This window comes from Microbacterium sp. MMO-35, assembly GCF_037147555.1.
Lineage (GTDB): Bacteria > Actinomycetota > Actinomycetes > Actinomycetales > Microbacteriaceae > Microbacterium.
Genome location: NZ_JBBCVH010000009.1, coordinates 1 through 26,449 on the forward strand (window position 1 = coordinate 1; position 26,449 = coordinate 26,449).

The window sequence follows — 26,449 nt, forward strand, 5'->3', positions numbered from 1 at the left end:
GCCATGGCGACCGGGTGTTCGTGTCCTGGCGGGACGCGGACGTCGTCGCCCTGGGCGACGCACCCATCGCCGAGCAGAACGACACCCCCTCCCGCACCATCCGCACAGTCGACACGCCCTGACCCCTCGCACCACCGAACGCAAGAGAAACAAAGGAGTACTCCATGCGAAAGAACACCCTCACGGCCTTCGCGGCCGTCGGCCTCGCCACGGCGGTGATCGCCGCACTCACGGGCTGCGGCACCGCAGGATCCGGTGGCGGCGGCGCCGCGTCGGGCCCGATCGAGAAGCTCGGCAAGACCGAGGGCGCGGTCAAGATCCTCGCCTGGCCCGGTTATGTGGAGGACGGATCGAACGATCCGAACGTCGACTGGGTCTCCGACTTCACGAAGGCGACCGGCTGCAAGGTCGAGGCGAAGACCTTCGGGACCTCGGACGAGGCGCTGAACCTCATGAAGACCGGCGACTACGACGTGGTCTCCGCGTCGGGCGACGCGTCGCTGCGCCTCATCGCCTCGGGCGACGTGGTCGAGGTCAACACCAAGCTGCTGAAGAACTACGACGGCATCTTCCCGTTCCTCAAGGACCGCGCCTGGAACACGGTCGACGGAAAGCACTACGGCGTCCCGCACGGCTACGGCGCGAATCTGCTCATGTACAACACCGAGACGTTCCCGACCGCGCCCACCTCCTGGGACGTCGTCTTCGACAAGGCGTCCGAGCACAAGGGCAAGATCACGGCTTACGACTCCCCCATCTACATCGCCGACGCCGCCGTCTACCTCATGGCGCACAAGCCGGAGCTGAAGATCACCAACCCCTACGCGCTGGACCAGAAGCAGTTCGACGCCGCCGTCGACCTGCTCAAGGAGCAGCGTCCCAACATCAGCGAGTACTGGGGCGACTACCTCAAGGAGGTGCAGTCGTTCCAGTCGGGCGACAGCGTGGCCGGCACCACCTGGCAGGTGATCCAGAACACGCTCGAGGGCGAAGGCGCCAAGACCGCCGTCGTGCTTCCGAGCGAGGGAGCCACCGGCTGGAGCGACACCTGGATGATCTCGTCGAAGGCGAAGAACCCGAACTGCGCGTACGCGTGGCTCGACTACATCTCCAGCCCGAAGGCGAACGCCCAGGCCACCGCGTTCTTCGGCGAAGCGCCTTCCAGCGAGAAGGCGTGCGACTACCGCGACGACTGCGCCTCGTACCACGCGGGCGACGCCGACTACGCGAAGAAGATCTGGTACTGGACCACCCCGATCGCGAAGTGCCTCGACGGCCGCACCGACGTGAAGTGCATCGACTACGCGGGCTGGACCACGGCCTGGCAGCAGATCCGGAACTGATCGGATCCGGTCGCCCGGGGCTCATGCTCCGGGCGACCGGGACCGGGACCCGAAAGGCCCGTCATGACCACCATCGCACCGGCGAAGACGCCGCCGCGCTCGTCGATCCCGTCGCCCCGCCGCTCTGCGGCGCGACGCGGATCCGTCTACCTCTCCGCGCACCCGCGCGCCCGTCTCGCCCTGCTCCTGTCGGCCCCTTTGTTCTGGCTCGGGGCGGTCTACGTCGTCGCCCTGGCCCTGCTGCTCGTGACGGCGTTCTGGACCACCGACACCTACACCGGCCAGATCCGCACCGAGTTCACCTTCGACAACGTGGTGACCGTCGTGACGGATGCGTTCTACCAGGGCATCACGCTGCGCACCGTGGGGATCGCCCTCGCCGTGACCCTCATCGATGTGGCCCTCGCCCTGCCCATCGCCTACTTCATGGCGATGGTGGCCTCCCCTGCCCTGCAGCGCGCGCTCGTCGTGCTCGTGCTGACCCCGCTCTGGGCCTCGTACCTCGTCAAGGCCTTCGCCTGGCGGTCGGTGCTCTCCAGCGACGGGATCCTGGACTGGCTGCTGCGTCCCTTCGGCGGGAGCACCCCCGGCTACGGCATCACGGCGACCATCATCACGCTGTCCTACCTGTGGCTGCCGTACGTCATCCTGCCCATCTACGCGGGACTCGAGCGGGTGCCGAGCTCGCTGCTCGAAGCCTCGGGCGACCTGGGCGGACGCAGCTGGGCCACGCTGCGGCTGGTCGTGTGGCCGATGGCCCTGCCCGCGATCATCGCCGGCACGATCTTCAGCTTCTCGCTGTCTCTCGGCGACTACATCACGATCGGCATCGTCGGCGGCGGAGCGCAGATGCTCGGCACGCTCGTCTATCAGGACATCGGCGCGGCGAACAACCTGCCGCTCGCGAGCGCGATCGCCCTCATTCCCATCGTCATCATCTTCGGCTACCTCTTCCTCGTGCGCCGCACCGGCGCCCTGGACAACCTGTAGGAGTCATCGTGCGCATCTCCCTCGGAACCAGGGTCACCCTCGGCGTCGTCACGACCGTGATCCTCGCGGTCGTGTACGTGCCGCTCCTGGTCGTGCTCGTCAACTCGTTCTCCACGTCGTCGTCGCTCACCTGGCCACCTCCCGGGTTCACCCTGGAGTGGTGGGGGCGGGCGTTCCGCAGCGACGGCGCCCTCGAGGCCGTCGGCACGAGCGCCCTCGTCGCCCTGATCTCATCGGCCCTCGCGCTCATCCTCGGCACGATGCTCTCCTTCGCGCTGCAGCGGTTCTCGTTCTTCGGCCGCAACACCGTGAACCTGCTCGTGATCCTCCCGATCGCGCTGCCCGGCATCATCACCGGCATCGCGCTGAACAACCTGTTCCGCACGATCCTCGGGGTTCCGCTGTCGATCTGGACGGTGATCATCGCGCACACGACGTTCTGCATCGTCACCGTCTTCAACAACGCGGTCGCCCGGCTGCGACGCATGGGCACCTCCTTCGAGGAGGCCTCGGCAGACCTCGGAGCCGGCATCTGGACGACGTTCCGGCTCGTCACCTTCCCGCAGCTGCGCTCGGCGCTGCTCACCGGCGGACTGCTCGCGTTCGCGCTGTCCTTCGACGAGATCGTGGTGACGACGTTCACCGCCGGTTCCGGGGTGCGGACGCTCCCGATGTTCATCATCGACAACGTCGCCCGCCCCAACCAGGCGCCGATCGTGTCCGTGATCGCGGTCGTGCTGGTCGTGGTCTCGATCGTCCCGATCGCCCTGGCCCAGAAGCTCTCCGGCAGCGAGCAACAGCGCCGGTGAGGTGCTCCGGGCGGTGCGGAGGGGGTGGCGCCGCCCGGAGCATGTTCGCCGCCCGGCGGCATAGGCTGAGCAGGTGACGACGTTCGTTCCCCCGCGCCCCTGGACCGCCAGCTACGCCGAGGGGGTGCCGGAGGATCTCGCCGAGGTCTCCGGATCCCTCGTCGACATCGTCGAGGCGTCGGCCCGCGACTACCCGGACGCCCCCGCCCTGCAGTTCTTCGGGCGGACGACGTCCTACCGCGACCTGCAGGCCGCGATCGACCGCGCGGCCGCGGGGCTCAAGGCGCTCGGCGTGAAGGCCGGGGATCCGGTGGCGATCGTGCTGCCGAACTGCCCGCAGCACATCGTCGCGTTCTACGCCGTGCTGCGCCTGGGCGCCGTCGCCGTGGAGCACAACCCGCTCTACACGCCGCGCGAGCTGCGCAAGCAGTTCGAGGACCACGGCGCGAAGCACGCGATCGTCTGGAACAAGGTCGTCGCGTCCGTGCAGGAGTTCCCTTCGGATCTCGCCGTCACGAACCTGATCTCGGTCGACGTCACCCGCGCGATGCCCGCGCTCACGCGGTTCGCCCTGCGCCTCCCGGTCGCGAAGGCGCGTGAATCCCGGGAGGCGCTCACCACGCGGGTGCGCGGCACGGTCACCTGGGAGTCCGTCGTCGGATACTCCCCGCTCCCGGCGTCGCACCCGCGGCCGGCGACCGACGACCTCGCGATCATCCAGTACACGTCCGGCACCACGGGCACCCCGAAGGGCGCCTCGCTGACGCACCGCAACCTGCTCGCCAACGCCGCACAGGCGCAGGCGTGGGTCCCGTCGATCACGCGCGGCAACGGCTGCGTCGTCTACGCCGTGCTGCCGATGTTCCACGCCTACGGGCTCACGCTCTGCCTCACCTTCGCGATGTCGATGGGGGCGCGCCTCGTGCTGTTCCCCAAGTTCGACCCGGATCTCGTCCTCGACGTCGTCAAGAAGCACCCGGCGACGTTCCTGCCGCTCGTGCCGCCGATCGCGGACCGCCTGCTCAAGGCCGCGACCGCGAAGGGCGTCTCGCTCGCCGGCATCGAGGTCGCGATCTCGGGCGCGATGGCCCTGCCGCACGAGCTCGTCGTCCCGTTCGAGCAGGCGACCGGAGGGTACCTCGTCGAGGGGTACGGCCTGAGCGAGTGCTCCCCCGTGCTCATGGCGAACCCGGTCGCGGACAACCGCGTCCCGGGAACCGTGGGGCTGCCGCTTCCCGGGACCGAATGCCGTGTCGTGGATCCGGACGAGCCGACGAAGGACGTGGAGCCGGGGCAGCCCGGCGAGCTCGTCGTCCGCGGACCGCAGGTGTTCTCGGGCTACTACGGCAAGCCCGAGGAGACGGAGGCGGTGTTCGCGGACGGCTGGTTCCGCACCGGCGACATCGTCACGATCGACGAGGGCGGGTTCGTGCGAATCGTCGACCGCATCAAGGAGCTCATCATCACCGGCGGCTTCAACGTCGCCCCCACCGAGGTCGAGGGCGCCCTGCGCCAGCACCCGGACGTGATCGACGCCGCGGTCGTGGGACTTCCCAGCGAGCACTCCGGCGAGGAGGTCGTGGCCGCGATCGTGGTGGATCCGGGCACGGACGTCGACGTCGAGGCGATCCGCGAGTTCGCCCGCGGGATCCTCACGCCCTACAAGGTTCCCCGCCGCATCTTCGTCGTCGACGAGCTGCCGACCTCGCTGATCGGCAAGGTGCTGCGCCGCCAGGTCAAGGAGCGTCTGGTCGCGCTGACCTCGGGGAACTGACCGGTCCTGTCGTCTCCGATCCCGCGAAAGGCCCGATCCCGGCCACGGATCGAGCCCTGTGCGGCCCCGGGCTGCGATCTCCCAGGGCCGGGACGGTACCCTGAGTTGTGACCCGAGACGACGCGACGCCGACCGAGACCCCCATCGACCCCGCTGCGGAGGGCGACGGAACGACCGGAGCGGAAGCGCCGGCGGGCCCCGGCTTCGAAGAGCTCGGCATCACCGGCCCCGTTCTCGCCGCGATCAAGGCGCTCGGCTACGAGACGCCGTCGGCGATCCAGCGCGAGACGATCCCGCTGCTGCTCGGGGGCCGCGACGTGCTCGGCACCGCGCAGACGGGAACGGGGAAGACCGCGGCCTTCGCCCTGCCGATCCTGGAGAACCTCGATCTGCAGCAGCGCAACCCGCAGGCGCTCGTGCTCGCCCCCACCCGCGAACTCGCCCTGCAGGTCGCGGAGGCGTTCGAGGCCTACGCCGCCCAGCTTCCGGGCGTTCACCTCCTGCCCGTCTACGGCGGACAGGGCTACGGCGTGCAGCTGTCGGCGCTCCGTCGCGGCGTGCACATCGTCGTGGGCACCCCGGGCCGCATCATGGACCACCTCGCCAAGGGCACGCTCGACCTGTCCGAGCTCAAGAACCTGGTGCTCGACGAAGCCGACGAGATGCTCAAGATGGGCTTCGCAGAGGACGTGGAGCAGATCCTCGCGCAGACCCCCGAGGACAAGCAGGTCGCGCTGTTCTCCGCGACCATGCCCGCGACGATCCGCCGGCTCGCCCAGCAGTACCTGCACGACCCCGAGGAGATCTCGGTCAAGGGCAAGACGACCACCAACGCGAACATCACGCAGCGCTACCTCGTCGTCTCGTATGCGCAGAAGGTGGACGCGCTCACCCGGATCCTCGAGGTGGAGAACTTCGAGGGCATGATCGTGTTCGTCCGCACCAAGAACGAGACAGAGACGCTGGCCGAGAAGCTCCGCGCCCGCGGCTACTCCGCCGCGGCGATCAACGGCGACATCCCGCAGCCGATGCGCGAGCGCACCGTCGGCCAGCTCAAGGACGGCAAGCTCGACATCCTCGTGGCGACCGACGTCGCGGCGCGCGGGCTCGACGTCGAGCGGATCAGCCACGTCGTGAACTTCGACATCCCCACCGACACCGAGTCGTACGTGCACCGCATCGGCCGCACCGGTCGCGCGGGGCGCAGCGGTGACGCGATCAGCTTCATCACGCCGCGCGAACGCTACCTGCTCAAGCACATCGAGCGCGCCACGCGGCAGCAGCCCACCCAGATGCAGCTCCCGACGACCGAGGACGTGAACAGCACCCGCCTCGCGCGCTTCGACGACGCGATCACCGCGGCGCTGGAGGAGACGGGGCGGATCGAGGGCTTCCGCGACATCATCGCCCACTACGTGCGCCACCACGATGTGCCCGAGGCCGACGTCGCCGCGGCGCTCGCGGTCGTCGCGCAGGGCGAGACGCCGTTGCTGCTCGATCCCGAGAACGACGCGCTGTCCGCCGCCGTAGCCGCCGACAACCGCCCGCCTCGGACGGACCGCCCCGAGCGCTCGGGAGGTCGCGACGCGCGTGATCGCGACGACCGCGGTGCCCGGCCCGAGCGGCGCAGCCGCGGCGACTACACGCCGTATCGGATCGAGGTGGGCCGCCGCCACCGCGTCGAGCCCCGGCAGATCGTCGGCGCGCTGGCGAACGAGGGCGGGCTCGGTCGCGACGACTTCGGCGCGATCACGATCCGTCCCGACTTCTCCATCGTGGAGCTGCCGGCGAACCTCGACGCATCGGTGCTGGATCGCCTGCGCGACACCCGGATCTCGGGCCGCCTCATCGAGATCCAGCGCGACTCCGGTCGCCCGAACCGTGGACCCCGCCGGGACGACCGCGGCGGTGACCGCGGCTACGGCGACCGTCCGCGTCGCTCGTACGAGGGCGGATCCGGGGATCGCGGCTACGGTGACCGCCCACGTCGCGACGACCGCCCGCGCGATGACCGGCGCACCGACGAGCGGCCCCCGCGCAAGCCGCGTCACAAGGACTGAGCATTCCCGTGCGCCCGGCGTTCTCGCCGGGCGCACGGCGAGTTTCCGAGCGCAGGGACCTCGATGCGCCGTTCCCCCGGGCGCGGTGCCGAGTCCACGACGAGCTGCCGATGACACGGCACGTTGACGCGAAGGACCCGTGCACTCGGCACGATCCCGTGCATTGGGCGCGATCTCGTGCTCCTAGACCGCGATGACCGGCTTGGTGCGCACCGGGCCCAGCCAGGTGGCGATGAGCACGGCGGTGACGGATCCGGCTGCCATGATCGCCGCGAGCACCACGATCTGGAAGCGCCCCGCGTCGAGCGGTGACAGGCCGCCAAAGATCGCGCCGACGAAGGCACCCGGCAGCACGACGAGACCCGTTGTCTTGGTCTGATCGATCGACGGGATGAGGGACTCCCGGACGGCCCTTCGAGCGAGTTCGAGTGTGGAGCGCCGCGGTGTTGCGCCGAGCGCCAGCCACCCCTCGACCTCTTCCCAGCGGTCGACGACCGAGGCGGTGAACCGGCGCCCGGCGAGCGTGGCGATGCTCATGGAGTTGCCGATGAGGATCGCACCGATCGCGAGGAGATAGCGCGGTGTCGGCTGCAGGGCGCCCGTCGCGAAGACGGTGCCGATCGACACCATCGCGCCCGCGCCGATCGACGTCGCCATCACGAGCACACTGCGGGCGCCGCCGCCCGTGCGACGCACGGCGACGCCCGTCGCGATGCCGAACATCACCAGCAGGGCGACGCCGATCCACGCAGGTTGCGAGACGATCCCCGTCAGGATCACGCTGATCACCGCGAGCTGCACCGCGCCCCGGATGACCGCGAGCGCCGGCGTCCACCGTCCGGGCACGCGGAAGAGCAGCAGAGCCGCCGTCGCGACGGCGGCGAGGACGAGCACCCCGATCACGGTCGGGAGCAGGTCGATCCCACCCGTCATGCCGGCTCCTCCCCGGTTCGCGCGTCAGGCGTCGAGCGCGTCCGGCCCCTCCGTCACGAGGATATGGAACTGTGCCGCGTCGAGGATCCGGACACCCAGTTCCTCCGCCTTCGCGAGCTTCGACCCCGCCCCAGGCCCGGCCGCGACGAAGTCGGTCTTCTTCGAGACGCTGGATGCCGCCTTGCCGCCCGCCTTGATGATCGCCTCCTGCGCTCCGTCTCGCGTGTAACCGTCGAGCGAGCCGGTCGCGACGACCGTGAGCCCGTCGAGCACGCCCCCCTCGACGACGGCGGCCCCCGGACCGGGATGACCCGGTGTGGCCCACTGCACCCCCGCGTCGGCCCAGCGCTGCACGATCTCCTGGTGCCAGTCCACTTCGAACCAGTCCGACAGGGACTCGGCGATGATGCCGCCCACGCCCTCCACCGCCGCGAGCTCCTCGACGGAGGCGGCGCGGATCGCATCCAAGGATCCGAAGAACTGCGCGAGCGCGCGGGCCGCGACCGGCCCGACGTGCCGGATGTTGAGCGAGACGAGAAGACGCCACAGCTCCTTGGTCTTCGCCTTCTCCAGCTCCGCCAGGAGCTTGACGGCCTGCGACGACGGCTGGGGGACGGTGATCCCGTTCTTCTTCTCGGCCGCGGTCGCGTTGCGGCGGAACGGCGCGCGGGTCTTGACGATCCCGTCCTCGTCCTCCTTCGGAAGGCCCGTCTCGGCGTCGCGGACGAGCACCTCGATCGGCACGAGCTGCTCGAGCGTGAGCGTGAACAGCCCCGCCTCGGTCTCCAGCGGCGGCACGGCGGGGTGGCTCGGCTGCGTGAGCGCGGCTGCGGTGACCTCGCCGAGCGCCTCGACGTCGAGCGCGCCACGGGATCCGATGTGCTCGACGCGGCCGCGCACCTGCGCGGGGCAGGAGCGCGTGTTCGGGCAGCGCAGATCGATGTCCCCCTCCTTGGCAGGGGCGAGGATCGAGCCGCACTCCGGGCAGCGCTCGGGCATCACGAACTCCCGCTCGGTGCCGTCACGACGTTCGACGACGGGCCCGAGCACCTCCGGGATCACGTCGCCGGCCTTGCGGAGCACGACCGTGTCGCCGATGAGCACGCCCTTGGCCTTCACCACGTCCTTGTTGTGCAGCGTCGCCTGACGCACCACGCTGCCGGCGACGTGCGCCGGAGCCATGACGGCGAACGGCGTGGCGCGCCCGGTGCGTCCGACCGAGACGACGATGTCGAGGAGCGTGGTCTGCACCTCCTCCGGCGGGTACTTGTAGGCGATGGCCCAGCGCGGCGCACGGGTGGTGGCGCCGAGCTCGTCGTGCAGGTCGAGCTCGTCGACCTTCACGACGATGCCGTCCAGCTCGTGCTCGATGTCGTGCCGGTGCTCGCCGAAGTACGCGACGAAGTCGGCGACCTCGTCGATCGAGGCGCAGACCTTCGTGTGCGGGCTCGTGGGCAGGCCCCATTCGGCCAGCAGCTCGTACACCTGGCTCTGCGCCGCGACGGGCGGATCCTGCCATGCTCCGATGCCGTGCACATACAGGGCGAGGGAGTCGACGCGGAGCAGCCCTGCCTCGAGCTCCATGCCGTCCTTCTTGTCCAGCTGCTGACGGAGGCCGCCGCTGGCCGCGTTGCGCGGGTTCGCGAAGGACGGGAAGCGCCGGGCGGCGGCCGTGCGCGCCTTCTCCTCGTCGAACGGCTTCTTGGCGCCGGTGCGCGCCTCCCACCGCTCCAGCGCCTCGGCGTAGGCCCGGTCTCGGAACGCGGCCTGCGCGGCGTTCAGACGCTCGAAGGCGGCGACCGGGATGAACACCTCCCCGCGCACCTCGACGATCGGAGGGTGCCCCGTTCCGCTCAGGCGCTCGGGGATCCCGGCGACGCGCAGCGCGTTCTCGGTGACGATCTCTCCGACGCGCCCGTCGCCGCGGGTCGCCGCCGACGTGAGCACGCCGTTCTCGTAGCGCAGGTTGATCGCGAGGCCGTCGATCTTGAGCTCGGTGAGCCAGGCCACCTCGCGACCCGCCGCGGCACGCGTCTTCGCGGCCCACTCCCGCAGCTCTTCGAGCGAGAACACGTTGTCGAGGCTGAGCATCCGCTCGGCGTGCTCGATGGTCTGCAGTCCCGTGGCCTCGGCGGCTCCCACCATCTGCGTCGGCGAGTCCTGGCCCTGGAGCTCGGGGTGCACGCGCTCGAGCTCTTCGAGCCGGTGCATCCAGCCGTCATAGGTGGCATCGTCGACGAGCGAGGTGTCGCGCCCGTAGTACGCGTCCTTCGCCTCCAGGATGCGGGTCGTCAGCTCCTCGGCCTCGACGCGGGCGGCTTGCAGCGAGATGTTCTCCGGCACCCCTGAAGTCTACGAGCGGGCGCCGACATCCGAGGGGCGCCGCCCTCTCAGAGCCGCGCGATCGTCTCGATGTCGGCGCGGAACTCGGCGATCTCGTCGGCCGAGACGGTCGCCCGTGTGCTGCCGAGGGCTCGCGCGTAGTCGTCGGTGCCGAGGGAGGAGCCCGCGGTCCCCTCGCGCAGCGCTCGTGCCAGAGCCTCTTGCGATGCACGGCGCGCGGCGTACTCGATGTCGGCGGGGGTCAGCCCGTCGCTCGCCGAGACGAGCCGGTCCAGGTCCACGTCCCCGGCGGATTCGACCGGGATGTACCGCGCCCAGATCGCGCGACGGGCATCGGCGTCGGGGAGCCCGATCGGGATCACGTAGTCGAAGCGCCCGTGCCGGAGGAACGCGGCGTCGAGAGCCCGCACGAAGTTCGTCGCGCAGATCAGGATCCGCCCCTCCCGGTCGCGGAAGTCGGCGACGAGCTTGAGCAGCTCGTTGGTGACCCCCTGGGTGGGCGACGGCGGAGTGCCGCCGCGGCGGGAGGCGATCTCCTCCACCTCGTCGATGAACACGACGGCGTGCTCGAGTTCGTCGATCGTCTCGAACGAGGCGCGCAGCCCGCCGGCGAGGCCCGAGCCGCCGTCGGCCAGCCGAGAGGGGAAGAGCTCGACGAAGGGCCAGTCCAGCCGTGAGGCGACGGCCCGCGCGAACGTGGTCTTCCCGGTTCCGGGAGGGCCGAACAGCATGACCGCCCGCGGCGGCACCACCCCGAACCTCTCGGCGAGCTCCGGGCGCGCGAGCGGCGTGACCAGACGCTCCTCGAGCAGCGTCTTCTCGTGCGTCATCCCCGCCACGCGGTCCCACAGGTGCGGCGGCAGGATGCGTCCGCCGACCTCTTTCAGCGCGTCGATCTCGCGCCGCTGGATGGGCATCGCACGCTCCAGGTAGCGCACCGAGTGGTGCACGTGGAAGCCGTTCTCCGTGAAGGCGCCGAGCCCGTCGGCCTCGGGGATGAGCACGGAGAGCTTCGCGAGGCCGAGGGGCGCCATCTTGCGCTCCAGCGCGTGCAGGAGGGAGGAGCTCACCTCGGAACCGGCGTCCTCCGCCGTTCCGAAGAACACGATCCATCCCTGGGCGTGCGCGCCGCGGCCGACGGCGGCGCCCACGAGCAGCTCGCCCTGCACGGCGACGACGGCGTGGTCCTGCTGGCAGGAGGCGATCACCTCGGCGAGCGAGTAGATGGGCCACTCGTTCTCGCGGGTGACCTGCCCCCACAACCGGACGATCTGGTCCAGATCGTCCCCGTGGAAATCGCGGATGTAGGTCCTCGTCATGGCGGCTCCTCCGTCGGACTGTGCACCCATCATCACAGAGCCCCGCATCGGCCGACCGCGACATGACGACGCCGACAACCGATGTCGTCGTCGTCGACAGCGGGTTCAGACGCCCGCGGGCACCGCCGAGACCGTGCGATCGATCGTGAACTGGCCGAGCACCCGTGTTCCGACGTAGAGCACCGCGCTCTGACCGGGCGCCACGCCGTCGAGGGGCTCGTCGGGGATGACCCGGACGGCGTCCTCCGCGACGAAGGCACGGGCAGGAACCGGATCCGCATGGGCGCGGATCTGCACCTCGCAGAGGAACTCGTCCGCAACGGGCGCGGCTCCCGCCCACGAGCGCCGCTCCCCCGAGATCTCGGCGATCGCGAGCGCCTCCTTCGGGCCGACGACGACCGTGTTCGAGACCGGACGGACCTCGAGCACGAACCGGGGCTTGCCGTCGGGGGCGGGCACACCGAGGCGCAGACCGCGGCGCTGGCCGACCGTGAACGCGTGCGCGCCGTCGTGCGTGCCGACCACCTCGCCGTTGCGGTCGAGGATCTCGCCCTGCTCGGCGCCGACCTTCTCCGCGAGCCACCCACGGGTGTCGCCGTCGGGGATGAAGCAGATGTCGTGGCTGTCCGGCTTCTGCGCGACGCTCAGCCCGCGCTCCGCGGCTTCCGCCCGCACGAGCGCCTTGGACGGCGTGGATCCGAGCGGGAAGTACGTGTGCGCGAGCTGCTCGGCGTTCAGAACGCCGAGCACGTAGGACTGGTCCTTCGCGGCATCCGAGGCGCGGTGCAGTTCCAGCCCGCCCTCGCCATCGACGAGCGTCGCGTAGTGCCCGGTGCACACCGCGTCGAAGCCGAGTTCGATCGCGCGCTCCAGGAGGGCGGCGAACTTGATCTTCTCGTTGCAGCGCAGACAGGGGTTCGGCGTGCGCCCCGCCCGGTACTCCGCGACGAAGTCCTCGATGACGTCCTCGCGGAACCGCTCGGAGAAGTCCCAGACGTAGAACGGGATGCCGAGGAGGTCGGCCGCTCGCCGCGCGTCCATCGCGTCCTCGATCGTGCAGCAGCCACGGCTGCCGGTGCGCAGGGTGCCGCCCGCGCGCGACAGCGCGAGGTGCACGCCCACCACGTCGTGCCCCGCCTCGACGGCGCGCGCGGCGGCCACCGCGGAGTCCACTCCCCCGCTCATCGCCGCCAGCACACGCATGGATCCAGTGTACGTCGGGGCACTCCGGGGCCGGCTGAGCGAGCGCCGACGGAGTCGGAGCGGGACGAAACGCGGTCGCTCGTGAAGTCGCCGCGTTTCGTCTCGGTCGCCTTCGGCGTCCTCGCTCAACGACCCCGGAGGGGATGGTCGCGCTGGGCCGGTGCCCGCTCAACGACCCCGGAGGGGATGGTCGCGCTGGGCCGGCGCCCGCTCAGCGACCCCGGATCGAGGATCCCGATGCCCGCGCGTACGCGTCCGCGATCACCGCGAGCACCGCGTCGACGTCGTCGTCGGACGAGGTCCTTCCGAGCGTGAACCGGATGACGCTGCGCGCCTCGGTCTCGGTGCGGCCGAGCGCCTGCACGACATGCGAGGGCTCGGCGATGCCGGCCTGACACGCGGATCCGGCCGAGGCGGAGATCCCCGCGACATCGAGCAGGAACAGCAGGCTCTCGCTCGGGGCGCCGGGGAACAGGAGGTGAGCGTTGCCCGGAAGCCGGCCGGAGGGATCCGGATCCCCCAGCAGCTCGGCCGAGGGCACCCGCTCCCGGATCCCCGCGGCGAGGCGGTCCCGCAGACGGCGCAGTCGCACAGCCTCCGCGACCTGCTCCCCCACCGCGAGCTCCGCCGCGAGCGCGAACGCCGCGGCGCCGGCGACGTCCTGGGTGCCCGAGCGGAGGCCGCGCTGCTGACCACCGCCGTGCAGCAGCGGCGCGATGCGCGCGGTGCGGGCGACGACGAGCGCGCCGGTGCCGGCCGGGGCGCCGATCTTGTGCCCCGCGACGCTGAGCGCGACGAGGCCGGCGCCCGCCGGCGCCTCACCGCGGAGTGCAGCGAACGAGAGCGGCAGATGACCGAACGCGGCGACCGCGTCCAGGTGCAGGGGAACGCTCGCGGCGGCGGCGGAGGAGGCGGCGAGCGCCGCGGCGTCGTTGACGGTGCCGACCTCGTTGTTCGCGACGAGTGCAGTGGCCACGGCGACGCCCTCGGCGGCGAGCGCCGCGGCGAAGGCGTCGACGGGGATCCGTCCGACGGCGTCCAGTCCGATGGCGACGACGCCGGCTCCCTCGGCGGCGAGGGCGGCGACCGTGTCGAGCGTCGCGTGGTGCTCCCCGTCGGGGAGGAGGATCTCGGTGCGCCCCTCGGCGCGGGAGCGCCACAGGCCCTGGAGGGCGAGGTTCACCGACTCGGTGCCTCCCGAGGTGAAGACGACCTCGATCGGCTCGCACCCGAGCGCGGCGGCGAGGCGTTCGCGCGACTCCTCCAGGATGCGGCGCGCACGCTGGCCCGCACCGTGCGTCGACGAGGCGTTGCCGGTCGCCCCGGCCACCCGCAGCCACTCGTCCGCGGCCTCGGGGCGCAGGTCGGTGGTCGCCGCGTGATCCAGGTAGTGCACCCCTCCACTCTCGCATCTCTCGCCCCGCTGGGACTCGGTGGCACGGATCGCGGCACGCGGTGGCGCCGCAGCGGGCCCCTCCCGCGTTAGTCTGTCCCTCATGTGTCCGCATGCCATGGAGGACGAGACGCCGCTTCCCGACGGCGAAGGCTGCTCACTGTGCAGCCCGTCCCTGGACGACCTGGGCGTCCGCCTTCACGACGGGGTCGCGACGCTGCGCGTCTGGTCCCAGAACGCCTCGTCGATCGAACTCGTGATCTTCGATGAGACCGACCTCGACTGGGAGACGGCGCAGCTCGCGCTGGAGCGCCGTCCCGGGGGCGTCTGGGAGATCACGACGGAGCTGCTGCAGCCCGGCACCCGCTATGCGCTGCGCGTCGACGGCGCGCACAGTCCCGGCAACACCTTCAACCCCGAGACGCTGCTCCTGGACCCCTATGCCCGGGGCCTCGCCCAGGGCGACGGCTACGAGGAATGGCGCTCGGTCGTCATCGCCGACGGCTTCGACTGGGGCGACGTCGTCAAGCCGAAGACCTCCCTCGACCGCACGGTCATCTACGAGGGCCACGTCAAGGGGCTCACCAAGCGGCACCCCGGCGTCCCGCCGGCGCTCCACGGCACCTACGCCGGGCTCGCGCACCCCGCGATGATCGAGTACTACCGCGAGCTCGGGATCACGGCGGTCGAGCTGCTGCCCGTGCAGGCGTTCGCGTCGGAGCCGCGGCTGCTCGACCGGGGTCTCACGAACTACTGGGGCTACAACACCCTGAACTTCTTCACCCCGCATGCCGCCTACGCCACGGAGGACGCGCGCAAGGCGGGCCCCGAAGCAGTGCTGCGAGAGTTCAAGGGCATGGTCAAGCTCCTGCACCAGGCGGGCATCGAGGTGATCCTCGACGTCGTCTACAACCACACGAACGAAGAGGGCATCGGCGGCCCGCGGACCAGTCTGCGCGGGATCGACAACGCGCTCTACTACCGCCAGCAGGACGACGGCAGCTACATCGACACGACCGGCTGCGGCAACACGCTGAACACCGCCACCTCGGCCGCCGCGCGCCTCGTGCTCGACTCGCTGCGGTACTGGACGACCGAGATGCAGATCGACGGCTTCCGCTTCGACCTCGCCACGGCGCTCGGTCGCGATGCCGCGAACTCCTACACGCCGCAGCATCCGCTGCTGCAGGCGATCCGGACGGATCCGGATCTCGCCGACGCCAAGATCATCGCGGAGCCCTGGGACGTCGGGTTCGGCGGCTGGCAGACGGGGAACTTCCCCACCGGCTGGAGCGAGTGGAACGACCGCTACCGGGATCGGGCCCGCAACTTCTGGCTCAGCGACATCGACTACGCCCGTCGCGCCTCGGCGCCGACCGGCATCGGCGGCTTCGCCAATCGGCTCGCCGGATCCGCGAACACGTTCGTCGACGAGCGCGGACCGCTCGCGAGCATCAACTTCGTCACCGCGCACGACGGCTTCACCCTGCACGACCTCGTCGCCTACGACGTGAAGCACAACGAGGCCAACGGCGAGGACAACCGCGACGGGGCGGACATGAACCGCTCGTTCAACCACGGCGCGGAGGGCCCGACGGACGACCCCGGGATCCTCGCCGCACGCCGCAAGGCGATGCGCAACCTGCTCGGCACGCTCATGCTCTCCGCCGGGGTGCCGATGCTCACCGCGGGCGACGAGTTCGGGCGCACCCAGCGCGGCAACAACAACGCGTACTGCCAGGACTCCCCGATCAGCTGGCTGAACTGGGAGCACGAGCCCTGGCAGAAGGACCTCTTCGCGCATGCGTCCCTGCTGACGCGCCTGCGCGACGAGAATCCCGCGCTGCGCCCGCTCCGGTACGCCCGCCTCGGCGAGCACATCCCGAACGCCTCGGTCATGGACTGGTTCGATCAGGACGGCGAGACGATGGAGGTGGAGCAGTGGAACGACCCCCGCAACCGCACGCTGCAGTACGTCGCCGCCTCCACGCCGGACAAGGAGGCCTTCAACCGCATCCTGCTGATCGTGCACGGCACGGAGTCGCCGATCGATGTGCGCCTTCCGGTCATCGAGGGCGTGACGGCGTACGTCTCCCTGTGGTCGAGCATCGATGAGCGGCCGTCCGCGGTCGAGACGGTGCACCGTCCCGGCGACGTGATCGCCCTTCCGGGAACCTCGATGCGACTCTTCCGAGCGGAGTGACGCGCCCGTTACCTTCTTGGCGGCCCAGGAGCGGTAGGTTCAGGGTGTGTCCGAACGAACCGCCGCACAGCCCTCGTCCGATGCTCTCCGCAGCACCGCTCAGATCCCGGTGCGCGCACTGGGCGACATCGACGCCGCGGACGCGCAGACCACGCGCATCCCCCTCGCGGATCCATCGCCCGCGGCCCCGGAGGGATTCCATCCCAAGGCGTTCGCCGGCGAGGTGGTCCCGTTCCGGGTGGTCGCCTTCCGCGAAGGGCACGACCTCATCGGCGTGCACCTGCGCCTGCGCGCACCGGACCATGAGGAGAGCCTGCATCGGCTGACTCCGCTCCTGGACGGCACCGACCGCTGGCAGGTGGACGTCGCCCTCGACGAGGAGCGCGCCTGGACGTTCCGGTTCGAGGCCTTCGCCGACGAGTTCGCCACCTGGGCGCACGCCGCCGAGCTGAAGATCGCGGCCGGCGTCGACGTCGAGGTCATGCGCGCGCTCGGCGCGGGCCTCCTGGCGCGCGCCGCCAAGGACAAGTCCCGCCCCAAGCCCGAGCGCAAGCGGCTCGCAGCCGTCGCCGAGACCCTGAGCTCGCCGGACGGCTCCGCCGAGGAGGCCCTCGCCGTCGCGACCGATCCCGAGCTCGCCGCGGTCTTCGCCGACCGTCCGCTCACGGCGCTCGACTCGGCGACCGCATGGCAGAGCATCACCGTCGAGCCCGCGATCGCCGGGGCCGCCGCCTGGTACGAGTTCTTCCCCCGTTCCGAGGGCGCGGTGCAGAACGCCGACGGGACGTTCACGAGCGGCACCTTCGAGACCGCGGCCGAGCGCCTTCCCGCCGTCGCGGCGATGGGATTCGACGTGCTGTATCTCCCGCCGATCCACCCGATCGGGCGGCTGAACCGCAAGGGCCCGAACAACACTCTGACCGCCGGGCCCGCCGATCCCGGATCCCCGTGGGCGGTCGGGGCTGCCGAGGGCGGTCACGACGCCGTGCATCCGGACCTCGGCACCCTGGCCGACTTCCGTCGCTTCGTGAAGAAGGCGAACGCGCAGAACCTCGAGGTCGCCCTCGACCTGGCCCTGCAGGCGGCGCCCGACCACCCGTGGGTCGCGGAGCATCCGGAGTGGTTCACCGAGCTCCCGGACGGCACGATCGCGTACGCCGAGAACCCTCCGAAGAAGTACCAGGACATCTATCCGCTGAACTTCGACCGGGATCCGGTGGGGCTGTACACAGAGGTGCTCCGGATCGTCGAGCACTGGATCGCGCAGGGGGTGCGGATCTTCCGCGTGGACAACCCGCACACCAAGCCGCTGCGGTTCTGGGAGTGGCTCATCCGCACGGTGAACACCAAGCACCCGGAGGTCGTCTTCCTCGCCGAGGCGTTCACCCGGCCCGCGCCGATGCGGGGTCTCGCCGCGGTCGGCTTCCAGCAGAGCTACAGCTACTTCACCTGGCGCAACACGAAGGCCGAGCTCGAGGAGTTCCTCCTCTCCGTATCCCAGGAGACGGCCGACTACATGCGGCCGAACCTCTTCGTGAACACGCCGGACATCCTCACCGAGTACCTGCAGTTCGGCGGCCGCGCGGCCTATCGGATCCGCGCGGCGATCGCGGCGACCGGAGCGCCCCTGTACGGCGTGTACGCCGGCTACGAGCTCTACGAGAACGTCGCCCGGCCGGGGTCCGAGGAGAACATCGACAACGAGAAGTACGAGTACAAGGTGCGCGACTGGGCCAGGGCGGAGGCGGAGGGCCGATCGCTCGCCCCCTACCTCACCCGGCTCAACGAGATCCGCCGCGCGCACCCCGCACTGCGTCAGCTTCGCAACCTGCGGCTGCACTGGAGCGACGACGACGCGGTCCTGGTGTTCTCCAAGCACCTGCCCGCGCCCTTCACCGGCACGGACACGAGCGACACGATCATCGTCGTCGCCAACGTCGACCCGCACTCGGTGCGGCAGACCACCGTGCATCTCGACACCCTCGCCTGGGGCGTCGAGCCTGGAACGGCGTACGAGGTCGAGGACCTCGTCACCGGATCCGTCTGGACCTGGACGGATCACAACTTCGTGCGCCTGGACGCCTTCACGGAACCGGTGCACATCCTCCATGTGAAGGGGCAGCCATGATCAGCACCACGATCGATGCGGCTGTGCTCGGGGCCGTGGCCTCGGGCTCGCACCACGACCCGCACTCCGTGCTCGGAGCGCATCCGCAGTCGGACGACAGCGGCAGACGCGCGACGATCGTGCGGGCGCTCCGCCCCCTCGCGAAGACCGTCTCGGTGCTTCCCGCCGACGGCGCCGAGGTCGCCCTCACCCACCTCGCCGACGGGATCTGGGAGGGGGAGGTCGCCGGATCCCCGGGCTCCTATCGGATCAAGGCGACCTACGCGGACGCGCCCGACTGGATCTCCGCGGATCCGTACCGCCACTCCCCCACGATCGGCGAGCTCGACCTGCACCTCATCCGCGAGGGCCGTCACGAACGCCTCTGGGAGGCCCTCGGCGCCCATCCTCGAACGGTCGACGGAGACCAGGGCACGGCGTTCGCGGTGTGGGCGCCGCACGCCAGGGCGGTGCGCGTCGTCGGCGACTTCAACGGCTGGGACGGCCGCCTCGACGCCATGCGCTCGATGGGATCCAGCGGCGTGTGGGAGCTGTTCCTCCCCGGCGTCGGCGTCGGCGCGCACTACAAGTACGAGATCCTGACCCCGGCGGGCGCCTGGATCCTCAAGGCCGACCCGATGGCGCAGCTCGCCGAGAACCCGCCCGCAACGGCCTCGATCGTCACCCGCTCGGGCTACTCCTGGGGCGACGGCGCATGGATGACCCGCCGGGCGGCGACCCACGCGGTCGCGCAGCCGATGAGCGTGTACGAGCTGCACATCGGATCCTGGCGTCCCGGTCTCGGCTATCGCGACATCGCGGACCAGCTCATCGAGCACGTCACGGCGACCGGCTTCACCCACGTGGAGTTCATGCCCGTGGCCGAGCACCCCTTCACGGGCTCCTGGGGATATCAGGTCACCGGGTACTACGCGGCAACCCACCGCTACGGCGAACCGGACGACCTGCGCTATCTGATCGACCGGCTGCACCAGGCCGGCATCGGCGTGATCATCGACTGGGTGCCCGGGCACTTCCCCAAGGACGCCTTCGCGCTGGCCCGCTTCGACGGCGAGCCGGTCTACGAGCACCCGGATCCCCGTCGCGGCGAGCACCGGGACTGGGGCACGCTCATCTTCGACTACGGCCGCAACGAAGTGCGCAACTTCCTCGTCGCGAACGCGCTGTTCTGGCTCGAGGAGTTCCACGCCGACGGGCTGCGGGTCGACGCGGTCGCCTCGATGCTCTACCTCGACTACTCCCGCGACGAGGGCGAGTGGGAGCCGAATGTGCACGGGGGCCGGGAGAACCTCGAAGCGATCCGGTTCCTGCAGGAGGTCAACGCGACCGCCTACCGCCGCCACCCCGGCATCGTCATGGTCGCCGAGGAGTCGACGAGCTTCCCCGGGGTCACCGCGCCCACGGACCACCATGGTCTCGGCTTCGGGTTCAAGTGGAACATGGGCTGGATGAACGACTCGCTCGTCTACATCGAGCGGGATCCGCTGTACCGCTCGCACCACCAGGGCGAGATGACCTTCTCGTTCGTGTACGCGTTCGGCGAGAACTACATCCTGCCGATCAGCCACGACGAGGTCGTGCACGGCAAGGGCAGCCTGCTCTCGAAGATGCCGGGCGACCACGCGGCGAAGCTCGCGAACGTGCGCGCCTACCTCGGCTACATGTGGGGGCATCCCGGCAAGAACCTGCTCTTCATGGGGCAGGAGTTCGGGCAGCTCTCCGAATGGTCCGTCGATCGCAGTCTGGACTGGTGGCTGCTCGATCAGCCCTCCCACCGGCAGCTGCAGGAGTTCGTCGGCGCGCTCAACAGCACTTACCGACAGAACGCCCCGCTCTGGGAGCGGGATCACGACGGCAGCTCGTTCACGCGGATCGGCGCGCCGGACTGGGATCCCAACATCGTCGCCTTCGTGCGCCGTGACGCGCACGGCGGTCACATCGCGGTGATCAGCAACTTCGCCGGGACGACCCGGCACGGGGTCCGGCTCGACCTGCCGCTCGCGGGCGGGTGGTCGGAGGTGCTGAACACCGACGCCGCCGAGTTCGGCGGGCACGGCGAAGGCAATCTCGGCCTGGTCTACGCCACCGACGTGGAGAACGGCTCGCCTCAGGCGACGCTGACGGTGCCCGCACTGTCGACGATCTGGCTGCGGCACCAGAAGGACCCGCACGTGCCGATCGTGAGCAAGGGCTGAGACGATTCCGCCGGAGCCGACACTTCTCGGTGAGAGACACCGGAACGGAGCCGGCATGGCACACGACGCACACGACAGGACGCTCGTCGCGAGAGCAGCGGCGGGAAGCGACTCCGCCTTCCGCACGCTGTATCGCGCCTACGTCCGCCCCGTCCACTGGATCGCGTACGGCATCCTCGGCGACGCCGGCGATGCCGAGGACGTGACGCAGGAGACGTTCGTCGTCGCCTGGCGGAAGCTGCCCGCCCTGGAACTGGCAGGGGAGTCCCTGCTGCCCTGGCTCGCGACGATCTGCCGGTTCCAGGCGGCCAACCGCCTGCGCCGGCGGCAGCGTGACGCCGCCCGCACGCTCGAGGAGACCGACGAGCGCATCCCCGCGCTCATCGACGTCGAGCAGCAGGTCATCGCCGCCGAGCTCGCCGAGCGCATCGCCGCCGAGCTCGGCGGGATGAGCGCGCTCGACCGCGAGATCTTCCGGCTGTGCGCGACCGAGGGGTACGACTACCGCGCCGCGGCCGACGAGCTCGGCGTGGGCCACGGCGTCGTCCGGAACCGTCTCTCCCGCGTGCGCACCCGCCTGCGCGGCGCAGTGACCGAAACGGAGCCCGCATCATGACCACCACCCCGATCGCGCTGCCGGAGCTGTCCGACGACGCCGTGGACCGCATCGAGGAGGCCGTCTTCTCGCAGATCGCGGAGGAGCGCCGCGCCGCACAGGCGCGAACCGCCGCGTCCCGCGGACGTGCGCGTCGACGCGGGTGGCTCACCGCAGGCGGCGTCGCCGCGGCCTTCGTCGTCGGAGTGCTGGTGACGCCGCCGATCCTGCAGGCCACCGGTTTCTCATCGGGCTCCGCCGGATCCTCGGCCGTCTCTGCGCCGTACGACGCGGCCAGTGGCACGGTCCCGCTGAGCGGAACCGCGAAGGAGCTCTCGCAGAGCGCCGACGGCGCCGCCGGCGGAGCTGCGCCCTCGGCGACCGCGCAGCGCGACATCATCCGCACCGGAACGGCCACCGTGCAGGTCGACGATGTGCGCAAGGCCGCCGACGCGCTCGCGGCCCTCGCGCAGAAGCACGGCGGCTTCGTGGAGAGCCAGCAGATCGGTTCGACGCAGGGTCCCGTGGCGACCGACGGCGGGATCGTCCCGCCGCCCTCCGGCGACGGGTGGGTGACGCTGCGCGTGCCGGTCGCCGACCTCGACGCCGTGATGGCGGCACTGCGCTCCGAAGGCACGGTGCTGGCCACCTCGATCGGACAGAACGATGTGACGGCGACCACCACGGACCTGCGCGCACAGGTCGACTCGCTCACCGCGTCGGTGCAGCGGCTGACGCAGCTGATGTCCCAGGCCACCAGCGTCGCCGACCTGCTCACCGCCGAGACGGCGCTCACCGAGCGGCAGGGACAACTGCAGTCGGCCCAGCAACAGCTGAAGGATCTCGAGTCCCAGGTGGACATGTCCTCCGTGCAGGTCACGCTCGTGCGGCAGGCTCCCGCCGCCGCCGACCCCGCCGGTTTCGGCGACGGGCTGGCGGCCGGCTGGAAGGGTCTCATCGTCTCACTGAACGCCCTGGTGATCGCGCTCGGCTTCCTGCTCCCCTGGCTCGTCGTGGCCGGCGTCGTGGTCCTCATCGTGTGGGCGATCGTGCGGACGCGCCGTGCTCGGCGCACGCGCCTCTCCCTCGCCGAGAACGTCCCTGGCGCAACGACCGGCGCCGATGCTCAGAAGCCGTAGGCCATCCCCATCGCGGCACGGACCTCGTCGAGAGTCTCCGCGGCGATCTCGCGGGCGCGCACGTTGCCCGCGCGGATCGCCGCGGCCGCATCCTCCGGGGTGATCCGGTTCCGACGCTCCCGGTGCGCGCGCAGGAAGTCGTTGACGGCGGCGGCGGTGACGCGTTTGAGCTCGGCCGCTCCTCCGTCACCGATCCGGTCCGCGACGGCCTCGGGCGGGAGACCGAGGCAGGTGGCGGCCGTTGCAAGAAGGCCCGACACGCCGGGCCGCCGGACGGGATCGTAGGCGATGAGCCGCTCCGAGTCCGTGCGGGCCCGACGGATCGCGAGAGCCGTCTCCTCCTCGCTCATGCCGAGGGCGATGCCGTTCCCGTGGCTCTTCGACATCTTCCGGCCGTCCAGGCCCGGCAGCTCGGGAGAATCGGTCACGAGGCCCTCCGGCACGGGGAAGACGGCCCCGTACCTCTCGTTGAAGCGCCGTGCCACGGTGCGCGTCATCTCGACGTGCGGGAGGTTGTCCTTGCCGACAGGCACGAGGGTTCCTTTGCAGAACAGGATGTCAGCCGCCTGATGCACGGGGTAGGTCAGCAGCAGCCCGCCGATCGCGCGGCCCGAGTCCTGCGCCTCGGCCTTCACCGTGGGATTGCGGTGGAGCTCGGCCTCGGTCACGAGGCTGAGGAACGGCAGCAGCAGCTGGTTCAGCTCCGGGATCGACGAGTGCGTGAAGAACACCGTCTGCTCCGGATCGAGTCCCGCGGCCAGGTTGTCCCGAACGGCCTCGACGATGTTCGACCGCACCTCGCCCGGGCGCTCCCGGTCCGTGATGACCTGATAGTCGGCGAGTACGACGAACGTCTCGACGCCGGTGCTCTGCAGCCGTGCGCGCTCGAGAATCGTCCCGAAGAGGTGGCCGAGATGAAGCCTGCCGGTGGGCCTCTCCCCCGTCAGGATCCGATGCTCCTCCGGGTGCGCGGCGATCTCCGATCGCAGCCGGGTCATGCGTGCAGTCGTCGCGGTGAAGGTGTCCATGTCTGCTCCAAGGGTCGGGAGCTGCAAGCACCGAGCGCGGACATGACGAACGCGGGCCGCCTGCAGCCCGCGTGAGTGGTCGATCGTGCGCGAAGGGCTGCTAGAGCAGCCACCAGGAGTTCGTCATGCGCATGCCTTCAGTGTAGACGCGCATCTCCTCGCTAGGGTCGGGACCATGAGCGACGATGTTGCCCCTCTCGGCAGGACCGTTCCCGCGGGGCGTGATCTCACCCTCGACCTGACGCGAGTCGCGTGCGTGGTCCTCGTCGTCTTCGTCCACATCCTCTTCACGGGCGTCGGCCGTCGCGCCGACGGGAGTCTCCTCATCGAGCGCACCGTGGAAGGGCAGAGCTGGTTCGACGCCGCATCGTGGATCCTGAACATCATGCCGCTGTTCTTCGTCGTCGGCGGCTACTCCGCGCGAGCGGGCTGGCGCTCGGCACAGGCGCGCGGAGAGGACGCAGTCGGCTTCGTGCGCCTGCGCCTCGTGCGACTGGCGCACCCCGCGCTCCCCGTCTTCGTGTTCTTCACGGCGGCACTCGGCGCCGCCCGACTGCTCGGAATCGATCCGGGGCTCGTCGACACCGTGGCGATCGGCATCGGATCCCCGTTGTGGTTCCTCGCCGCGTACCTGCTCGTGCAGGCCCTCGCACCCTGGATGATCGGGCTCCATTCCCGATACGGCATACGCGTGCCGGCAGTGCTGCTGCTCGGAGCGCTCGCGACCGACGCCCTGCGCTTCGTCGTCGCCGGCGGAGTGCTCGGGATCCCGCACGTGCCCGCGACGGGCTACGGCATCGGGAGCGAGTTGTTCGGACTGCCCAACGTTGCATTCGTGTGGCTGTTCGCGCAGCAGATCGGCTTCTTCCTCTTCGACGGCTGGTTCGCGCGGCGTCGCGCCCGGCAGCTGCTCGGACTCATCGTTCTCGGCTATCTCTGCGTCTGGGGCCTGGTGTCGCTCGGCGGCTACTCCGGGAACATGCTGAGCAACCAGTGGCCGCCGACCGCGCCGCTCGCGATCCTCGCCGTGGTGCAGGCCGCGGCGCTCGCACTCCTGAACCGCCCGCTCACCGCGCTCATGCGCACCCGTGCCGCGCAGAGCGCCGTGCTGCTGATCGGCTCCCGGTTGATGACGGTCTACCTGTGGCACCTGCCGATGATCATGGTGCTCACCGGGGTGGAGCTGGTTCTCCCGTTCCCGATGCCGGCACCCGGGTCAGCGCTGTGGTGGTGGACCCGGGTGCCGTTCCTCCTGGTCGTGCTCGCCGCCGTCTGGGTGCTGTCCCTGTGGCTGGGGCGCTATGAACGGGCGCCGAGGATGGGGGATGCTCCGACGGCCCCCGTCCTCGCTCTCGCGGTCGCGCTATTCCTGGCCCCGGTCCTCGCGATCACCGCCTACGGGCTGGACCTGCTCCTCGCGGCGTGCGCACTCGTCGCGACGATCGCCGCACTCGCACTCGTCGACGCTGTCCCGCTCTCCCGCTCGGAGGCCGCGATCCCCGCCAGGACGCGCCGCGGTCAGTAGGCGCGCGCGACGACCGCGACCAGGTCCTTCTCCGGCTCGTGCGGGCCGGGCAGGGAGCCGTCGCGGGTCTGCAGGCAGCGCACCGTGATGGCGTCCCGGTTCAGTTCCTTCTCGCCGGCCTCGCCGAGCGCGTCCCAGTCGATGAGGACGAAGCCGCTGCGGGCGGCTTCGCGCGCCTCGTCGATGGTGGACACGCGTACGGTGCGGTCTGCGAGGCGCTCACGAGCAGCGGTGAACAGGTCGGCCTGGATCTCGTCGAGCAGCGCGGGCACACGCGTCGCAGCCTCCGTGACGGGCATCTGTCTCTTGCCCGCACGATCGCGGCGCGCGAACGTGAGCTGTCCGGCGTCGAGATCCCGCGGGCCGACCTCGATGCGCACCGGAACCCCCTTGAGCTCCCACTCGGTCGCGCGGCGGCCGAAGCCGGTCTGGGTGCGATCGTCGAGCTTCGCCCGCACCCCCGCGGCCGTGAGGTCGGCGACGATCGTCCGTGCCGCCGCGACCGTCCGCTCGTCGTCCTTGACCACGATGACGACGACCTGGTGCGGCGCGATGCGCGGCGGCAGGACGAGCCCGGAGGCGTCTCCGTGCGACATGATGAGCCCGCCCATCATGCGGGTGGACGAGCCCCACGACGTGGTCCAGGCCGTCTGCGCGACGCCCTCCGCGTCCGAGAAGGTGATGCCGAACGCGTTCGCAAAGTTCTGCCCCAGCTCGTGCGAGGTCGCCATCTGCAGAGCCTTGCCGTCGCCCATCATGGCCTCGCAGGTCATGGTGTTGATCGCGCCTGCGAAGCGCTCGGACGGAGTCTTGATGCCCGGAAGCACGGGGATGGCCAGCACGGTCTCCAGGAAGTCCTTGTAGACGTCCAGATGGATGCGGCGTGCGTATTCGGCGGCGTCCTCCCGCGTGGCGTGCGCCGTGTGCCCCTCCTGCCAGAGGAACTCTGTGGTGCGCAGGAAGACCCGCGGGCGCATCTCCCAGCGGACGACGTTGGCCCACTGGTTCAGCAGCATGGGCAGATCGCGATGGGACTGGATCCATTTCGCCATGACCTCGCCGAACAGGGTCTCGCTCGTCGGGCGGACGACGACCGGCTCGGTCAGCTCCTTGCCCCCGGCGTGCGTCACCACGGCCAGTTCTGGGCTGAAGCCCTCGACGTGCTGGGCCTCGCGCTCCAGATAGGACTGCGGGATGAACAGGGGAAGATAGACGTTCTCCGCGCCCGTCGCCTTGATGCGCGCGTCCATGGCGGACTGCATCCCCTCCCACATCGCGTAGGAGTACGGTCGCATCACCATCGTGCCGCGCACCGGCCCGTTGTCCGCCAGCTGCGCCTTCTCGAGCACGTCCTGGTACCACTGCGGGAAATCGTTCTCGATCGACGCGAGAATGCTCTGTCGTTCAGCCACGTCTCGAGGATACCGACGCGAACGGATCCGCAGACGACGAAAGCCCTCGGCGAACCG

At 70.5% G+C, this 26,449-nt stretch carries 18 protein-coding genes; 11 read left to right on the forward strand and 7 right to left on the reverse strand.

The window, feature by feature from the left end; genetic code table 11:
* The first annotated feature begins 164 nt into the window (after window positions 1-164).
* The 5 genes from WFJ01_RS15870 to WFJ01_RS15890 all read left to right on the forward strand — a co-directional run bounded on the left by WFJ01_RS15870 (window position 165) and on the right by WFJ01_RS15890 (window position 6,976).
* Window positions 165-1,343, forward strand: a complete 1,179-nt coding sequence (locus WFJ01_RS15870) for an ABC transporter substrate-binding protein (RefSeq protein WP_251448473.1) — start codon at window positions 165-167, stop codon at window positions 1,341-1,343.
* Between the two features lie 63 nt (window positions 1,344-1,406).
* Window positions 1,407-2,333, forward strand: coding sequence for an ABC transporter permease (locus WFJ01_RS15875; RefSeq protein WP_251448471.1), 927 nt, complete (start codon window positions 1,407-1,409; stop codon window positions 2,331-2,333).
* A gap of 8 nt (window positions 2,334-2,341) precedes the next feature.
* Window positions 2,342-3,142, forward strand: a complete 801-nt coding sequence (locus WFJ01_RS15880) for an ABC transporter permease (RefSeq protein ID WP_251448469.1) — start codon at window positions 2,342-2,344, stop codon at window positions 3,140-3,142.
* Window positions 3,143-3,215: 73 nt separating this feature from the next.
* Window positions 3,216-4,916 carry a long-chain-fatty-acid--CoA ligase gene (locus tag WFJ01_RS15885; RefSeq protein WP_336629605.1) on the forward strand — a complete coding sequence of 567 codons (1,701 nt, stop codon included), beginning with the start codon at window positions 3,216-3,218 and terminating at the stop codon, window positions 4,914-4,916.
* 143 nt (window positions 4,917-5,059) lie between these two features.
* Complete coding sequence (locus tag WFJ01_RS15890; RefSeq protein ID WP_336629674.1) at window positions 5,060-6,976, forward strand: DEAD/DEAH box helicase; 1,917 nt, start codon at window positions 5,060-5,062, stop codon at window positions 6,974-6,976.
* Between the two features lie 183 nt (window positions 6,977-7,159).
* Here WFJ01_RS15890 and WFJ01_RS15895 read toward each other — a convergent pair whose 3' ends face one another.
* From WFJ01_RS15895 to WFJ01_RS15915, 5 genes are all read right to left on the reverse strand, one after another.
* A complete protein-coding gene (locus WFJ01_RS15895; protein ID WP_336629606.1) occupies window positions 7,160-7,909 on the reverse strand; it encodes an ABC transporter permease in 750 nt (249 codons plus the stop codon).
* Between the two features lie 24 nt (window positions 7,910-7,933).
* On the reverse strand, window positions 7,934-10,252 hold the full coding sequence (gene ligA, locus WFJ01_RS15900) for an NAD-dependent DNA ligase LigA (RefSeq protein ID WP_336629607.1): 2,319 nt from the start codon (window positions 10,250-10,252) through the stop codon (window positions 7,934-7,936).
* A 47-nt stretch (window positions 10,253-10,299) separates the two neighbouring features.
* Window positions 10,300-11,571: an ATP-binding protein gene (locus tag WFJ01_RS15905; RefSeq protein WP_251448461.1), complete on the reverse strand. Its 1,272-nt coding sequence runs from the start codon at window positions 11,569-11,571 to the stop codon at window positions 10,300-10,302.
* A gap of 105 nt (window positions 11,572-11,676) precedes the next feature.
* Window positions 11,677-12,774 (reverse strand): tRNA 2-thiouridine(34) synthase MnmA, encoded by a 1,098-nt coding sequence (gene mnmA / locus WFJ01_RS15910; protein WP_295032680.1) that lies wholly within the window; start codon window positions 12,772-12,774, stop codon window positions 11,677-11,679.
* A 211-nt stretch (window positions 12,775-12,985) separates the two neighbouring features.
* Complete coding sequence (locus tag WFJ01_RS15915; RefSeq protein WP_336629608.1) at window positions 12,986-14,170, reverse strand: cysteine desulfurase family protein; 1,185 nt, start codon at window positions 14,168-14,170, stop codon at window positions 12,986-12,988.
* A gap of 115 nt (window positions 14,171-14,285) precedes the next feature.
* Here WFJ01_RS15915 and glgX point away from each other — a divergent pair, with 115 nt between their 5' ends.
* The 5 genes from glgX to WFJ01_RS15940 all read left to right on the forward strand — a co-directional run bounded on the left by glgX (window position 14,286) and on the right by WFJ01_RS15940 (window position 22,427).
* On the forward strand, window positions 14,286-16,370 hold the full coding sequence (glgX, locus tag WFJ01_RS15920) for a glycogen debranching protein GlgX (protein WP_336629675.1): 2,085 nt from the start codon (window positions 14,286-14,288) through the stop codon (window positions 16,368-16,370).
* A 109-nt stretch (window positions 16,371-16,479) separates the two neighbouring features.
* Window positions 16,480-18,498, forward strand: a complete 2,019-nt coding sequence (locus WFJ01_RS15925) for an alpha-1,4-glucan--maltose-1-phosphate maltosyltransferase (RefSeq protein ID WP_336629676.1) — start codon at window positions 16,480-16,482, stop codon at window positions 18,496-18,498.
* Window positions 18,495-20,693 (forward strand): 1,4-alpha-glucan branching protein GlgB, encoded by a 2,199-nt coding sequence (gene glgB, locus WFJ01_RS15930; protein WP_336629609.1) that lies wholly within the window; start codon window positions 18,495-18,497, stop codon window positions 20,691-20,693. Before WFJ01_RS15925 ends, glgB begins: the two co-directional genes overlap by 4 nt.
* Window positions 20,694-20,748: 55 nt before the next feature.
* On the forward strand, window positions 20,749-21,309 hold the full coding sequence (locus tag WFJ01_RS15935; protein ID WP_251448449.1) for an RNA polymerase sigma factor: 561 nt from the start codon (window positions 20,749-20,751) through the stop codon (window positions 21,307-21,309).
* Entirely contained in the window at window positions 21,306-22,427 is a 1,122-nt protein-coding gene (locus WFJ01_RS15940) for a DUF4349 domain-containing protein (protein WP_336629610.1), read from the forward strand. The genes WFJ01_RS15935 and WFJ01_RS15940 overlap by 4 nt, the downstream gene beginning before the upstream one ends.
* Here WFJ01_RS15940 and trpS read toward each other — a convergent pair.
* A complete protein-coding gene (gene trpS, locus WFJ01_RS15945; RefSeq protein ID WP_336629611.1) occupies window positions 22,415-23,455 on the reverse strand; it encodes a tryptophan--tRNA ligase in 1,041 nt (346 codons plus the stop codon). The genes WFJ01_RS15940 and trpS overlap by 13 nt on opposite strands.
* 175 nt (window positions 23,456-23,630) lie before the next feature.
* Here trpS and WFJ01_RS15950 point away from each other — a divergent pair, with 175 nt between their 5' ends.
* A complete protein-coding gene (locus tag WFJ01_RS15950; RefSeq protein WP_336629612.1) occupies window positions 23,631-24,980 on the forward strand; it encodes an acyltransferase family protein in 1,350 nt (449 codons plus the stop codon).
* On the opposite strand, the gene proS is transcribed toward WFJ01_RS15950, so the two are convergent.
* Entirely contained in the window at window positions 24,974-26,392 is a 1,419-nt protein-coding gene (proS, locus tag WFJ01_RS15955; RefSeq protein WP_336629613.1) for a proline--tRNA ligase, read from the reverse strand. The two genes, WFJ01_RS15950 and proS, sit on opposite strands and share 7 nt — an antisense overlap.
* Window positions 26,393-26,449: the final 57 nt, after the last annotated feature.

Bases quoted from the DNA above. Each gene is read 5' to 3' on its own strand.
- mnmA (WP_295032680.1), bottom strand. From the start codon at position 12,774: ATGCGTGTGCTGGCGGCGATGAGCGGGGGAGTGGACTCCGCGGTGGCC.
- WFJ01_RS15905 (WP_251448461.1), bottom strand. From the start codon at position 11,571: ATGACGAGGACCTACATCCGCGATTTCCACGGGGACGATCTGGACCAG.
- trpS (WP_336629611.1), bottom strand. From the start codon at position 23,455: ATGGACACCTTCACCGCGACGACTGCACGCATGACCCGGCTGCGATCG.
- glgX (WP_336629675.1), top strand. From the start codon at position 14,286: ATGGAGGACGAGACGCCGCTTCCCGACGGCGAAGGCTGCTCACTGTGC.
- WFJ01_RS15870 (WP_251448473.1), top strand. From the start codon at position 165: ATGCGAAAGAACACCCTCACGGCCTTCGCGGCCGTCGGCCTCGCCACG.
- WFJ01_RS15875 (WP_251448471.1), top strand. From the start codon at position 1,407: ATGACCACCATCGCACCGGCGAAGACGCCGCCGCGCTCGTCGATCCCG.
- WFJ01_RS15950 (WP_336629612.1), top strand. From the start codon at position 23,631: ATGAGCGACGATGTTGCCCCTCTCGGCAGGACCGTTCCCGCGGGGCGT.
- WFJ01_RS15940 (WP_336629610.1), top strand. From the start codon at position 21,306: ATGACCACCACCCCGATCGCGCTGCCGGAGCTGTCCGACGACGCCGTG.
- glgB (WP_336629609.1), top strand. From the start codon at position 18,495: ATGATCAGCACCACGATCGATGCGGCTGTGCTCGGGGCCGTGGCCTCG.
- WFJ01_RS15895 (WP_336629606.1), bottom strand. From the start codon at position 7,909: ATGACGGGTGGGATCGACCTGCTCCCGACCGTGATCGGGGTGCTCGTC.
- WFJ01_RS15935 (WP_251448449.1), top strand. From the start codon at position 20,749: ATGGCACACGACGCACACGACAGGACGCTCGTCGCGAGAGCAGCGGCG.